Annotated in this window: 14 protein-coding genes; 5 read left to right on the top strand and 9 right to left on the bottom strand. The window is 73.1% G+C overall.

What is annotated here, in order from left to right; all coding sequences use genetic code 11:
• The first annotated feature begins 25 nt into the window (after positions 1-25).
• Together JQC91_RS02650 and JQC91_RS02645 are read left to right on the top strand one after the other, a co-directional pair.
• Complete coding sequence (locus JQC91_RS02650; protein WP_203285215.1) at positions 26-901, top strand: HNH endonuclease; 876 nt, start codon at positions 26-28, stop codon at positions 899-901.
• Positions 885-2,063, top strand: a complete 1,179-nt coding sequence (locus JQC91_RS02645) for a hydantoinase/carbamoylase family amidase (protein ID WP_203285214.1) — start codon at positions 885-887, stop codon at positions 2,061-2,063. The genes JQC91_RS02650 and JQC91_RS02645 overlap by 17 nt, the downstream gene beginning before the upstream one ends.
• On the opposite strand, the gene JQC91_RS02640 is transcribed toward JQC91_RS02645, so the two are convergent.
• Genes JQC91_RS02640 through JQC91_RS02625 form a run of 4 tightly spaced genes read right to left on the bottom strand, consistent with a single transcriptional unit; the run spans position 2,060 to position 4,347 of the window.
• Complete coding sequence (locus JQC91_RS02640) at positions 2,060-2,467, bottom strand: MarR family transcriptional regulator (protein WP_203285506.1); 408 nt, start codon at positions 2,465-2,467, stop codon at positions 2,060-2,062. The two genes, JQC91_RS02645 and JQC91_RS02640, sit on opposite strands and share 4 nt — an antisense overlap.
• Positions 2,468-2,505: 38 nt before the next feature.
• Positions 2,506-3,336 (bottom strand): carbon-nitrogen hydrolase family protein, encoded by an 831-nt coding sequence (locus tag JQC91_RS02635; RefSeq protein ID WP_203285213.1) that lies wholly within the window; start codon positions 3,334-3,336, stop codon positions 2,506-2,508.
• On the bottom strand, positions 3,333-3,590 hold the full coding sequence (grxC, locus tag JQC91_RS02630; protein WP_203285212.1) for a glutaredoxin 3: 258 nt from the start codon (positions 3,588-3,590) through the stop codon (positions 3,333-3,335). Before grxC ends, JQC91_RS02635 begins: the two co-directional genes overlap by 4 nt.
• Positions 3,493-4,347, bottom strand: coding sequence for a ComF family protein (locus JQC91_RS02625; RefSeq protein ID WP_343069889.1), 855 nt, complete (start codon positions 4,345-4,347; stop codon positions 3,493-3,495). The genes grxC and JQC91_RS02625 overlap by 98 nt, the downstream gene beginning before the upstream one ends.
• A gap of 31 nt (positions 4,348-4,378) precedes the next feature.
• On the opposite strand from JQC91_RS02625, the gene JQC91_RS02620 reads away from it, so the two are divergent.
• Together JQC91_RS02620 and hemH are read left to right on the top strand one after the other, a co-directional pair.
• Positions 4,379-5,200 carry a methyltransferase domain-containing protein gene (locus JQC91_RS02620; protein ID WP_203285210.1) on the top strand — a complete coding sequence of 274 codons (822 nt, stop codon included), beginning with the start codon at positions 4,379-4,381 and terminating at the stop codon, positions 5,198-5,200.
• A complete protein-coding gene (gene hemH, locus JQC91_RS02615) occupies positions 5,197-6,297 on the top strand; it encodes a ferrochelatase (RefSeq protein ID WP_238941246.1) in 1,101 nt (366 codons plus the stop codon). The genes JQC91_RS02620 and hemH overlap by 4 nt, the downstream gene beginning before the upstream one ends.
• 75 nt (positions 6,298-6,372) lie before the next feature.
• Here hemH and JQC91_RS02610 read toward each other — a convergent pair whose 3' ends face one another.
• From JQC91_RS02610 to JQC91_RS02595, 5 genes are all read right to left on the bottom strand, one after another.
• Positions 6,373-7,596, bottom strand: a complete 1,224-nt coding sequence (locus JQC91_RS02610; RefSeq protein WP_203285209.1) for a flavin-dependent oxidoreductase — start codon at positions 7,594-7,596, stop codon at positions 6,373-6,375.
• A gap of 10 nt (positions 7,597-7,606) precedes the next feature.
• Complete coding sequence (locus tag JQC91_RS18100; RefSeq protein ID WP_275296965.1) at positions 7,607-7,729, bottom strand: hypothetical protein; 123 nt, start codon at positions 7,727-7,729, stop codon at positions 7,607-7,609.
• 84 nt (positions 7,730-7,813) lie between these two features.
• Entirely contained in the window at positions 7,814-8,212 is a 399-nt protein-coding gene (locus JQC91_RS02605) for a (deoxy)nucleoside triphosphate pyrophosphohydrolase (protein WP_203285208.1), read from the bottom strand.
• Between the two features lie 48 nt (positions 8,213-8,260).
• Entirely contained in the window at positions 8,261-9,547 is a 1,287-nt protein-coding gene (argJ, locus tag JQC91_RS02600; RefSeq protein ID WP_203285207.1) for a bifunctional glutamate N-acetyltransferase/amino-acid acetyltransferase ArgJ, read from the bottom strand.
• On the bottom strand, positions 9,544-10,377 hold the full coding sequence (locus JQC91_RS02595) for a peptidylprolyl isomerase (RefSeq protein ID WP_203285206.1): 834 nt from the start codon (positions 10,375-10,377) through the stop codon (positions 9,544-9,546). Before JQC91_RS02595 ends, argJ begins: the two co-directional genes overlap by 4 nt.
• Before the next feature lie 181 nt (positions 10,378-10,558).
• On the opposite strand from JQC91_RS02595, the gene secA reads away from it, so the two are divergent.
• On the top strand, positions 10,559-13,267 hold the full coding sequence (secA, locus tag JQC91_RS02590) for a preprotein translocase subunit SecA (protein ID WP_203285205.1): 2,709 nt from the start codon (positions 10,559-10,561) through the stop codon (positions 13,265-13,267).
• The last annotated feature ends 72 nt before the right edge of the window (positions 13,268-13,339 follow it).

Below are 13,339 nucleotides of genomic sequence, written 5' to 3'. Positions count from 1 at the left end.
CGACCGACGCGCCATTCTCGCGCCGATGCCGCACGCTGTCCTGATCCAGAACCCGACGTCGATCTACAACGACGCGCATGGTGCGCACTATCATTTCCCCAAGCAGTATCTCGGCACCCTCTCCGACTGCATCGGCGACTGGGTGGTGTTCTACGAAGGGCGGCGCGGCGCGTTCGGCTACACCCACGTCGCCAAGATCGCCGCCATCCGCCCCGACCCGGTCCGGCCTGACCACTTCTACGCGGACCTCGTCCCAGGAGAGACGCTCGACTTCGAGACCCTCGTTCCCCGCGCCCGCCCCGATGGCACGCTCTACGAGAGCACGCTCGCCCCCCGCGCCGGGAACAACATGCTGGCCGTCCGTCGCCTCCCCCCAGCGGACTTCGCGGCCATCGTGGACGCCGGGCTTGCGGAGGTCCCCGACGCGGACGCCCACCCCCGCACAGGCCCGCTCCGTGCGTTCGGCGACCGTCAGTCACCCTTCCCGGGCGCCGATCGCCGCACCGCCCTCTCCTCTCGTTCCGCACGCGACGCGGCCTTCGGGCGCATGGTCCGCCGAGCCTACGGCAGGCGCTGTGCCATATCGGGGCTGGGCCTGCGGAACGGGGGTGGGCGGGCCGAGGTGCAGGCCGCGCATATCGTCCCCGTGGCCGAGGGCGGCGCGGACGTGGTCCGCAACGGGATCGCCCTGTCCGGCACACTGCACTGGATGTTCGACCGCGGCCTGATCGGCGTGGAGCCCGCGACCCACCGAATTCTCGTGAGCCATAACAAGGTCGACGCAGACACCGCGCGCCGCCTCTTCGTGCCCGACATGGTCCTGCGCGCGCCTGACCGACTGCGGGACCGTCCCTCCGATACTGCGCTCGCTTGGCACAGGGAGCATGTCTTTGGCCGTTGACCCCGCCCGCCACCTCGCCGACCTCCACGACCTCCGCACGATCGGTGCCCTCACCCGCGACGGGCGCATGGGCGTCCGGCGCCGCGCTTTCGAGGCCGCGGACGTCGAGGCGCGGCTGTGGCTGGCGGACCGCATGGCCGACGCGGGCCTCGCGCCCACCATCGACGGCGCGGGCAACGTCTGGGGCCTCGGCGGCCCCGTGCTGATCGGCTCGCACACCGACACCCAGCCCGAGGGCGGCTGGCTCGACGGCGCGTGGGGCGTGGCCTGCGGGCTGGAATGCGCGCGGGCGGGGCTGCCCGTCTCCGTGGTCAGCTTCCAGGACGAGGAGGGCCGCTTCGGCGCGACCACCGGGTCGGAGATCTGGTCCGGCGCGCTGAGCCTGGCGGAGGCTGATGCCCTAACGGACCTCGACGGCACCCCGTTCGCCGAGGCCCGCCGCGCGCTCCCCGCCACCGGCGAGGCCCCCGCGGCCGACCGCTTCACCCACTACCTCGAGCCGCATATCGAGCAGGGGCCCGTCCTCGACGCGGCCCGCGAGGCGGTGGGCGTCGTCACCGCCATCGTCGGCCTGCGCCAAGTCACCGTCACGTTGACGGGCGACCAGAACCACGCGGGCACCACGCCCATGCGCCTGCGCCGCGACGCGCTCTCCGGGCTGGTGCGGGCCAAGGCCGCCATCGACGCGGCCCTCGCGCCGCTCGTCACGCCGGACAGCGTCTGGACGGTGGGCCACGTCGCGCTGCATCCCAACGCCGCCTCGGCCGTGCCGGGGCGGGCGCGCTTCACGGTGCAGTGGCGGGACGCCGCGGCGGCGCGGCTCGACGCGATGGAGGCGGCGGTGCGCGCCGCCTTGGACGAGGCGAGGGGCGACCTCGCCCTCGAGGTCTCCGGCACGGCCGCCCTGCCGCCCACCACGATGGACGCGGGGCTGGTCGGCGCCCTCTCCGCCGCGGCCGCCCGCCATGCCCCGGACCGCTGGCGCAGGATGCCCTCCGGCGCGCTGCACGACGCCACCAACGTCGCCCGCGTCCTGCCCGTCGGCATGCTCTTCGCGCCCTCCATCGGGGGCATCTCCCACGACTTCGCGGAGGACACCGCCGCGGCGGACCTGCGCCTCGGGCTGGAGGTGCTGGCCGACGCGGTGGCGCGGCTCGCCTAGTCCTTCGGCGGGACCTCCCCGAACCGCGCGCGGACCTCGCGCAGGACGGGCAGGGCGGCGCGGACCTTGTCGGCCCCGATCCCGCGCACCGCCCCGGTCAGCACGGGGCGCAGGGCGGCCAGCGCGGAGTCCCGCGCGGCGCGGCCCGACGAGGAGATCGCCACGCGCTTGCGCCGCGCGTCGTCCCAGTCGGGCCGGATGTGGACGTGGCCCGCCCATTCCAGCTTGGCGAGCGTGTTGGTCATCGCCCCCCGCGTCAGGTGGAACGCACGGGCGAGGTCGGCGGGCGTGCGCTCCTCCTTCGACTGCGCGAGGTAGTCGAGCACCGCGAAATGGCTCAGCTCCATGCCCTTCGGCAGCACCCGCGCCACGCGGGCGCGGACGAGGTGCTCGGCCACCAGCATCTCGGAGAACAGCGCCGAGGCGAGGGCGTCCTCCTCGCTCACGGCCCCGCCCACCGGCGGTCGTGGGCGAGCGACGGCACCCGGCGGCGCGCGGCGTCAACCGCGTCCATGTAGAGGTCGACGAAGGCGACGCCCACCCCGGTGCCCGCGTCCAGCACGACCTCGCCCCACGGCGCGACGGCGAGCGAATGGCCGTGCGAGCGTCGCGGCCGGCCCCGCGTCGCGGGGTGGGCGCCGGTCTGCGCGGGCGCGAGGATCCAGCATCCCGTCTCGATGGCGCGCGCGCGCAGCAGCACCTCCCAGTGCGCCGCGCCGGTGACCGGGGAGAAGGCGGCGGGCACGGTCAGGATTCGCGCGCCCGCCTGCGCAAGCGCCCGGTGGAGCGCGGGGAAGCGGAGGTCGTAGCAGATCGTCAGGCCGGTCCGGCCCCACGGCGCGTCGACCGCCACGGCCCGGTCGCCGGGGCGGTAGCCCGACGATTCGCGGTAGGTCTCCGTGGCGTCGATCTCCACGTCGAACATGTGGATCTTGTCGTAGGTCGCCGCGACCGTCCCGTCCGCGCCGATCAGCACGGAGCGGTTCGCGAAGCGCCCGTCGGCGTCCTCCGTCGTCACCGCGAGGGAACCCAGGAGCACCCACATCCCGTGCCGCGAAGCGGCCGCGCGGGCGGCGAGGAGGCAGGGGTCGGCATCGAGCGGCCCGAGCACCGCGCGCTGCCGAGTCCGGGAGCCGGAGACGCAGTTCGTCACCTCCGGCGTCAGCGCCCAGCCCGCGCCGCCCTCCGCCGCCTCGTCCAGCATCGCGGCGAGGGCGGCGGCGTTCTCCGCCGGGTCGTCCGAGGACGACATCTGGCAGAGCGCCGCCCTCATGCGGCGATCAGCGCGTCCAGCTTGCCCGACCGCTCCAAGGCGTAGAGGTCGTCGCAGCCGCCGACATGGGTGTCGCCGATCCAGATCTGCGGCGTGGTGCGCGCGCCGTCGGCCTTCTGGATCATCTCCGCGCGGAGCGACGGGTCGCGCCCGACGTCATGCTCGTCGATCGTCACGCCCTTCTGGCGGAGGAGGCGGATCGCTGCGGTGCAGAACCCGCAGAGGGGCTGGGTGTAGATCGTCGCGGTCTTCATCGGGGGACTCCTCCATCGCCTCCGATATAACGATCCCCGCGTCCCGTTCGACCCTCGCGAGCACATGGACCGTCACGCGCGCGGCCCCCGCCCCCGCCAGCGCCTCCGTGCAGGCGGCCAGCGTGGCGCCCGTCGTCATCACGTCGTCCACCAGCGCCACGGCCTGCCCGGCGACCTGCGCAGGGTCGGCGGCGATGGCGCGGTCGAGGAGCGCCATGCGCTCGGCGCGGGGGCGGCGGTCGAGGGTGGGGGTGCGCCGGACCCGGCGGAGGGCCTGCGGGGCGAAGGCCGCGTCCGCGTGGCGCGCGAGCTCGCGGGCGAGCAGGGCGGCTTGGTTGTAGCGGCGCCGCCAGAGGCGCCACGGGTGCAGGGGGACGGGCACGACGAGGGTGTCGGCGTCCACCGCCCCCCGCGCGGCGCGGTGCATCCAGAGGCCCGCGCCGACGGCGAGGTCGGGGCGGTCGCCGTGCTTGAGGCGCAGCACGAGGGCGCGGGCCGGTCCCGCATAGGCCAGCGCGGCGCGCCCCGCCGCCCACGGGCGCGGCTCGGCCAGGCAGCCGTCGCAGCGGATCGGCCCGCCATCCGGCTCGTCGCCGGGGCCGGGCAGGGGCAGGCCGCAGCCGTCGCAGCGCGCGGCGCGCAGGAACGGCATGTCGCGCCAGCAGGCGGGGCAGAGCCCTTCCTCCTCGACGCGCGCCTCGCAGGTCATGCAGGTGCGCGGCCAGACCGCGTCCGCCACGGCCCGCAGCGCTTTCACTCCGGCGCCCGTCACCCTAGATCGTCCCCCGATGGCCAACACCCTCTCCGACCGACGCGCCCTGCAGGCGCACCGCGCCCGCGCCGCCCGCATCGGCGACGACGGCGCGTTCTTCCTGCACGACGAAGCGCGCGACGAGATCGAGGAGAGGCTGAGAGACGTTAACAGGACGTTTACGGCCCCCGCGGTCGTCACGCCGCACCCCGCGCGTTGGGCGGACGTGGTGCCGGGCGCCACTGTGGTGCCCGACGACGAGACGCTCGCGCTGGAGCCGGGCGCCCACGACCTCGTGATCCACGCGATGGGCCTGCACTGGGCGGACGACCCGGTGGGCCAGCTGATTCAGTGCCGCCGCGCCCTGCGGCCCGACGGGCTGCTGCTGGTGGCGACCTTCGGCGGCGAGACGCTGCACGAGCTGCGCGCCGCGCTGGGGCAGGCCGAGGCCGAGACGATGGGCGGCCTCAGCCCCCGCGTGGCCCCGATGGGCGAGATCCGCGACCTCGGCGCGCTGCTGCAGCGCGCGGGGCTCGCGCTCCCGGTGGCGGACGCGACCACGCGCACCGTGCGCTACCGCGACCTCGCCCACCTCGCGCGGGACCTGCGCGCGATGGGCGAGACCAACGCGCTGGCCGCGCGCCACCGCCGCACGCCCCCGCGTCATCTGTTCAAGCGCGCGGGGCGTATTTACGAGGAGGCCTTCCCCGAGGGGGACGGCATCGCCGCGACATACCAACTCGTGTTCCTCACGGGCTGGGTGCCGCATGAAAGCCAGCAGCGGCCGCTGCGCCCGGGGTCGGCGCAGGCGCGGCTGGCCGACGCGCTCGGGGTGCCCGAGCTGGGAGGGGACCGATGAAGACGATGACCGGAATGGCCGGCGGCACCGTGCCCGCCCATGCCGAGGCGGACCACCCCAAGGTGCGGATGGGCCGGGTGGGCCTGCTGCTCGCCAACCTCGGGACGCCGGACGACACCGACTACTGGTCGATGCGCCGCTACTTGGGCGAGTTCCTGTCGGACCGCCGGGTGATCGACTACTCGCCATGGCTCTGGCAGCCGCTCCTGCAGGGGATCATCCTGTCCAAGCGCCCCTTCTCGTCGGGCGCGGCCTACCGCTCGATCTGGAACGAGGAGAAGGGCGAGAGCCCCTTGGCCACGATCACCAAGGCCCAGACCGCCAAGATGGCCGAGCGGATGCAGGCCATGTTCGGCGACGACGTCGTGGTCGACTACTGCATGCGCTACGGCAACCCGTCGACCGCGTCGAAGGTCGAGCAGATGAAGGCCGCCGGCTGCGACCGCATCGTGTTCTTCCCGCTCTACCCGCACTACGCGGGCGCGACCTCGGCCACGGCCTGCGACCAGTTCTTCCGCGCCCTGATGAAGATGAAGTGGCAGCCGACCTGCCGTACCGTGCCCGCCTACTACGAGGACGCGCGCTACATCGAGGCGCTGGCCCGGTCCGTCGAGCGGGCCTACGCCGCGCTCGACCACCGCCCGGACGTGCTGGTCTGCTCCTACCACGGGGTGCCGAAGCGCTACCTGCTGGAGGGCGACCCCTACCACTGCCAGTGCCAGAAGACGACGCGCCTGCTGCGCGAGCGGCTGGGCTGGGACGCCACGGAGATCGTCACGACCTTCCAGTCGAAGTTCGGCCCCGAGGAGTGGCTGAAGCCCTATACCGTCGAGGAGGTCGCGCGGCTGGCCGAGGAGGACGGCAAGAAGAGCATCGCCGTCATCGCGCCCGCCTTCTCCGCCGACTGCATCGAGACGCTCGAGGAGATCAACGAGGAGATCCACGAGGCGTTCGAGGAGGCGGGCGGCGAGCGCTTCACCTACATCCCCTGCCTCAACGACGACGACGCGCACATGGACGCGCTGGCCGCGATCGCGGCGGAGAACCTCGCGGGGTGGGTCGCCCCCCGCCGGGCGGTGGCGCAGGCGGCGGAGTAGTCCGGTCCGCGCGGACCGGACCCGCCGGGGGCGCCGCCCCCGGACCCCCGGGATATTTCGGCCAAGAAAGGGGGGTCAGCCGAGGATCGGCGGCTCGGCGTTGAGCGCGGCGATGGATGTGCCGGCCAGCGCCTTGTAGCGCTCCGCGTGGACCGCGCGCTCCCGCAGGGGCACCAGCTCGTCCATCCGGTCGAAGTCGCCGCCTGTCCGGTCCTCCACCATCTGCATGATCGCGTCCGGACCCCGCCCCCGGTTGGCCCGCTGGATCGCCGTCGTGCGAGGGCGGCGGATGGCCTCGTAGGCCTCCAGCGCCTCGGGGGTGGGACCGTGGTCGCGGATGCAGCGGCCGAGGACGCGCGCGTCGAGGATCGCCTGCGCCGAGCCGTTGGAGCCCACCGGGTAGGTCGGGTGGGCGGCGTCGCCGAGCAGGGTGGCGCGACCGCGGGTCCAGCGGGCGAGCGGCGCCCGGTCGACCATCGGGTACTCCAGCACCTCCGCCGCGCCCCGGATCAGCGCGGGCACGTCGAGCCAGTCGAACCGCCAGTCCTCGAAGTGCGGGGCGACGTCCTCGGGGTCCACGGCGCGGGTCCAGTCGGCCTCGCGGGTGCCGCCCATCGGGCCGAGGGTGCGCTCGGCGATCCAGTTGATCGTGGCGGCGCCGCCCGCGCCGGGGGGCGTGATGGGGTAGGCGACGATGCGGATGTCGTCGTTGCCCGCCATGACCATGGAGGCCCCGGTGCGGAAGGGCGGGGCCTGCGTGGTGCCGCGCCACAGGACGCGCCCGGACCAGACGGGCGCGCCCTCGCCGGGGGCCATCCGCGCGCGGATCGCGGAGTGGAGGCCGTCGGCGCCGATCACGAGGTCGCCCGTCGCGGTGCGGTCGCCGAGGTGGAGCGTGCCGTCGGGGTCGAAGCCGGTGGCGGGCGCGCCGGTGGCGAGGACGTCCCGGCCCGCGCGGTCGATCAGGGCGTCGTGCAGGATCATCTGCAGCCGCCCGCGGTGGATGGAGTATTGCGGGTGGGCGTAGCCCGCCCACGTGCCGCGCGGCTCGGTCCAGATCTCGCGGCCGGTGCGGGTGTGGAAGCCGTAGTCGCGGGTGCGGACGCTCGCCGCCTCCAGCGCGTCCCGCAGGCCCATCGCCCAGAGTTCGCGGACCGCGTCGGGCTGCACGTTGATGCCCACGCCGAGCGGGCGCAGCGCGCGGACGCGCTCGTGGATGCGGAAGGGGACGCCGATCTCGTGCAGCGTCAGGCCGAGGGCGAGGCCCCCGATGCCGGCCCCGGCGATCAGGACCGTCACGGGCGTGCGGTCAGACGGGGCGGCCCGTGAAGACGCGGTCGCCGACGCGCACCTGCATGAGCCCCGCGTCGAGGGCGCGGACGAACACCCCTTGGATCAGGATCCGGGTCCCGATGGTGATGGTCCTGAGCATGGCGCTGCCTCCCTTTGCGGCGACGATACGGGGATTGAGGCAGAAAAGAGGCGGTTTGGGAAGGGGCGGCGGGAGGATCGCGGGTCAGAGCCAGTCGCGCAGGATCGGGATCAGCGGGATGTCGGCGGGCGGCATGGGGTAGTCGCGCAGGCGCTTGGGGTCGGCCCATTCGAGCGTCTGGCCCTCGCGGGCCTGCGGGATCCCGTCCCACTTGCGGCAGGCGAAGAGGGGCATGAGGAGGTGGAAGCCGTCATAGGCGTGGGAGGCGAAGGTGAGGGGGGCGAGGCAGCTCTCCCACGTGCCGATGCCCAGCTCCTCCTCCAGTTCGCGGATCAGGGCGGCCTCGGGGGTCTCGCCGGGCTCGACCTTGCCGCCGGGAAACTCCCACAGGCCGGCCATGGACTTCCCGGGGGGACGCTGCGCCAGCAGCACGCGCCCGTCCCGATCGACCAGCGCGACGGCGGAGACGAGCACGACCTTCACGGAACGTACGCTCTGGGAGGGGCGGTCTTCACGGAACGTACGCCCATTTCACGACCGGTAGTCGGCGTTGATCTCGACGTAGCGGTAGGTGAGGTCGCAGCCGTAGGCGGTGGCCGCGCCGTCGCCGAGGCCGAGGTCGACGGCGATCACGACGTGCTCGCCCCGGACATGCGCGGTGGCGGCCGCCTCGTCGTAGCCCTCCGCCCGGACGCCGTCGCGCGCCACCTCCAGGTCGCCGAAGCGGATCGAGAGGCGGTCGCGGTCGGCGCGGGCGCCGGACTTGCCCACGGCCATCACGACGCGGCCCCAGTTGGCGTCCTCGCCGGCGACGGCGGTCTTGACGAGGGGGCTGTCGACGATGGCCTTGGCCACCCGCCGCGCGTCCGCCGCGTCGTGGGCGCCGGTCACGCGGGCCTCGATCAGCTTGGTCGCGCCCTCGCCGTCGCGGACGATCTGCAGCGCGAGGTCGTGGAGCACGGCGTGGAGCGCCTCGGCCAGCGGGCCGTCGGGCGCCTCCACCGGCGCGTTCCCGGCCTTGCCTGTCGCCGCGACGATCAGCGTGTCGGAGGTGGAGGTGTCGGTGTCGACGGAGACGGCGTTGAAGGTCGCGTCCACGGAGGCGGAGACCATCGCCTGCAGCGCCTCGCGCGTGACGGCGGCGTCCGTGAACACGTAGGCCAGCATCGTCGCCATGTCGGGGGCGATCATGCCCGAGCCCTTGGCGATGCCCGCGACGGTGACGGTCGCGCCGTCCATGTCGACGGTGCGGACCGCGCCCTTGGGGTAGGTGTCGGTCGTCATGATCGCGCGGGCGGCGTCCGCCATGCCGCCGGGCGAGAGGGCTGCGGCGCAGTCGTCGAGCACCGCGACGATGCGCTCGTGGGCCATCGGCTCGCCGATCACGCCGGTCGAGGAGGTCAGGACGTGGCCGCCGGGCACGCCGGTGGCCTTGGACGCGGCCTGCACCACCGCCTGCACGGAGCGGGCGCCGTTGCGGCCCGTGAAGGCGTTGGCGTTGCCGGAGTTGACGACGATCGCCCAGCCGTCCGGGCCGCCATGCCCCAGCTTGGCGCGGCAGTCCTCGACCGCGCCGGACGCGGTGGCCGAGCGGGTGAGGGTGCCCGCGACCACCGTTCCGGGGTCGCAGACGCAGAGCATCACGTCGGTGCGGCCCGCGTACTTCACGCCCGCCCGCGCGGTGGCGAAGCGGACGCCCGCGACGGCGGGCAGGTCCGGCAGGTCGACGGCCAAGGGCGACACGAGCGGCCCCTTGGGCGCGGCGAGCCGCGCCTCCAGCTCGGCGACGCGGGCGCGCAGGTCGTCGATCTCGCTCATTCGAGGAGGTCCGTCCGGCGGATGACGGCGGGGTCGACCTCGACCTCGAAGGTCTCGACCTCGGCGGCCTCGGTCGCGGCGGCGATGGCGTCGGCGACGAGGGCCTGCTGCACCTCCTGCGCGATCTCGGGGTAGAGCTGCTCCAGGGGGGGCGGCGTCGTCTCGCGCGTGTCGTCCAGCTTGACGACGTGCCAGCCGAACTGCGTCTGGACCGGCGCGCTGACGCCCCCGACCTCCAGCGCCTCGACCGCCTCCTGGAAGGGCGGGACCATCATGCCCGCCTGGAACCAGCCGAGGTCGCCGCCGTTCGGGCCGGACGGACCGGTCGAGCGCTCCTGCGCCAGCTCCGCGAAGTCGGCCCCGTCCTCCAGCAGCGCGACCAGCTCGGCGGCCTCCTCCTCGGTCTCCACGAGGATGTGGGAGGCGTTGTACTCGGTCGCGGGCTCGAACCCCTCGATCCGCGCCTCGTAGGCGGCCTGCACCGCGGCGTCGTCCAGCTCGCCCCCGGCGGCGGCGTCGATGGCCTGCCCGGCGAGGTAGGCGCGGCGCTCGTTCTCGATGCCGAGCGCGTCGATCCGGCGCCCCTCGGCGAGCTGCGCGTCCGCGAGCGCCTGCTGCTGGATCAGCTGCTGGACGACCCCGTCGTAGAGCTGCTCGTCGGGGATCTGCTGGAACTGCTCGGGCAGGCGGCTGCGCATCGCGATGACGTGGCCCAGCGTGATGTCGGTGCCGTTCACCGTGGCGAGGACGGTGTCGGCGTCGACGTCCTGGGCCATGGACGGGGCGGCGCTCGCGAGGAGGAGGGCGGCGGTCGTCAGGAGGCGGGTCATGGAGTCCTTTCCGGCACGCATCGGCGCCATGTGGAGGCGGCCCTCCGGGGGGTTCGTTGACACCCTCGGGGGCCGGTCATAGGTCGGGCCGGACGCAAGGATTTCATGCGCCCGCCCGGATGTCCGTGCCCCTGATATGGGGCACCCCGCGACCCGGCAAGGGCCGCCGCCGGAGAGACAGATGCTGGGACTGGGTGCCGTCGCGAAGAAGGTCTTCGGGACGCCGAACGACCGCAAGGTGAAGGCGGAGCGCAAGACCGTCGAGCGGATCAACGCGCTGGAGGCGGAGTATCAGGCCCTCTCCGACGAGGGGCTGATCGCCAAGACGGAGGAGTTCCGCCGCCGCTTGGGCGCGGGCGAGAGCCTCGACGACCTGCTGCCGGAGGCGTTCGCCAACTGCCGCGAGGGCGCGCGCCGGGCGCTGGGCCTGCGGGCCTTCGACGTGCAGCTGCTGGGTGGCATCTTCCTGCACCAAGGCAACATCGCGGAGATGAAGACCGGCGAGGGCAAGACCCTCGTGGCGACGTTCCCGGCCTACCTCAACGCGCTGACCGGCAAGGGCGTGCACGTGGTGACCGTGAACGACTACCTCGTGCGGCGCGACGCGGAGTGGATGGGCAAGGTGTTCGCCCAGCTCGGCATGACCTGCGGCGTGGTGGTGCCCCACCAGCCCGACGACGAGAAGCGCGCGGGCTACGCGGCGGACGTCACCTACGCCACCAACAACGAGCTGGGCTTCGACTACCTGCGCGACAACATGCGCTCGAGCCGCCGCGACATGGCGCAGCGGGGGCACCACTTCGCCATCGTGGACGAGGTGGACTCGATCCTGATCGACGAGGCGCGCACGCCGCTCATCATCTCCGGCCCCGCCGAGGACCGCTCGGACCTCTACGTGACCGTGGACCGCATCATCCCCGAGGTGCAGGACGAGCACTTCACCTTGGACGAGAAGACCCGCCAGGCGACCTTCACGGACGCGGGCAACGAGTGGCTGGAGGAGCGCTTGGTGGCGGCGGGCATCCTGCCGGAGGACCAGTCGCTCTACGACCCCGAGTCGACCACCATCGTGCACCACGTCAACCAGGGGCTGCGGGCGCACAAGCTGTTCCTGAAGGACCAGCACTACATCGTGCGCGACGGCGAGGTGGTGCTGATCGACGAGTTCACGGGGCGGATGATGTCGGGGCGGCGCCTGTCGGACGGCTTGCACCAGGCGATCGAGGCCAAGGAGGGCGTGGAGATCCAGCCCGAGAACGTCACCCACGCGAGCGTGACGTTCCAGAACTACTTCCGCCTCTACGAGAAGCTGGGCGGGATGACCGGGACGGCGGCCACGGAGGCCGAGGAGTTCGCGTCGATCTACGGCCTCGGCGTCGTGGAGGTGCCGACCAACCGGCCCGTCGCGCGCGAGGACAACGACGACGCGGTCTACCGCACCGCCCGCGAGAAGTACGAGGCCATCGTCGCGGAGATCAAGGAGGCCCACGAGCGGGGGCAGCCGACCTTGGTGGGCACGACGTCGATCGAGAAGTCCGAGATGCTGTCGGGCCTGCTGACGGAGGCGGGCATCCCGCACAACGTGCTCAACGCGCGCCAGCACGAGCAGGAGGCGCAGATCGTCGCCGACGCGGGCAAGCTGGGCGCGGTGACGATCGCGACGAACATGGCGGGGCGGGGCACCGACATCAAGCTGGGCGGCAACGTCGAGTTCAAGGTGATGGAGGCCATCGCCGCCGACCCCGACGGCGACCCCGACGCGATCCGGGCGCGCATCGAGGCGGAGCACGCGGACGCCGAGCGCGCGGTCAAGGAGGCGGGCGGGCTGTTCGTGCTGGCCACCGAGCGCCACGAGAGCCGCCGCATCGACAACCAGCTGCGCGGGCGCTCGGGGCGCCAGGGCGATCCGGGCAAGTCGTCCTTCTTCCTGTCGCTGGAGGACGACCTGATGCGGATCTTCGGGTCCGAGCGTCTGGAGAAGGTGCTCAAGACGCTGGGCATGAAGGAGGGCGAGGCGATCATCCACCCGTGGGTGAACAAGTCGCTGGAGAAGGCGCAGGCCAAGGTCGAGGGGCGCAACTTCGACATCCGCAAGCAGCTGCTGAAGTTCGACGACGTGATGAACGACCAGCGCAAGACGGTGTTCGAGCAGCGGCTCGAGATCATGGAGGCGGACGACATCGCCGAAATCGCGCAGGACATGCGCCATCAGGTGGTAGACGACCTCGTGGACGCGCACATGCCGCCGCGGACCTACTCGGACCAGTGGGACGCCGAGGGGCTCTACGCGCAGGCCATCGAGGCGCTGGGCGTGGACGCGCCGGTGATCGCGTGGGCCGACGAGGACGGCGTCGATCAGGACACCGTGAAGGCCCGGCTCTACGAGGCGTCCGACGCGGTCATGGCCGAGAAGGAGGAGGCGTTCGGGGCGGACCAGATGCGCTCGATCGAGAAGCAGATCCTGCTCCAGACGATCGACAAGAAGTGGCGCGAGCACCTGCTGACGCTGGAGCACCTGCGCTCGGTCGTGGGCTTCCGGGGCTACGCGCAGCGCGACCCGCTCAACGAGTACAAGACAGAGTCCTTCCAGCTGTTCGAGGGGATGCTCGACGGCCTGCGGGCGGACGTGACCAAGCAGCTCGCGCAGATCCGCCCCCTGACGGAGGAGGAGCGCAAGGAGATGCTGGAGCGGCTCGTCGCGCAGCAGCGCGCGGCGCAGGCGGCGCAGGCCAAGGCCCAGCCGCAGCCCGTCACCGAGCCCGCCGCGGCGGGGCAGGGGGCGGAGGGCTTCGTCGAGGACGATCCCTCGACATGGGGCGATCCGGGGCGCAACGAGCCGTGCCCCTGCGGGTCCGGCAAGAAGTTCAAGCACTGCCACGGCTCCTACTGAGGCCGTCCCCGACCGGGGGGCGGATGGGCGGTCCGTCCCCCGATCGTTCGGTTTCCCGAGGGTAAACCGCTC

Origin of the sequence: Jannaschia sp. Os4 (genome assembly GCF_016820245.1) — a bacterium.
In the GTDB taxonomy this organism is placed as follows: Bacteria; Pseudomonadota; Alphaproteobacteria; order Rhodobacterales; family Rhodobacteraceae; genus Jannaschia.
This window is presented reverse-complemented; position numbering and strand designations above follow the sequence as displayed.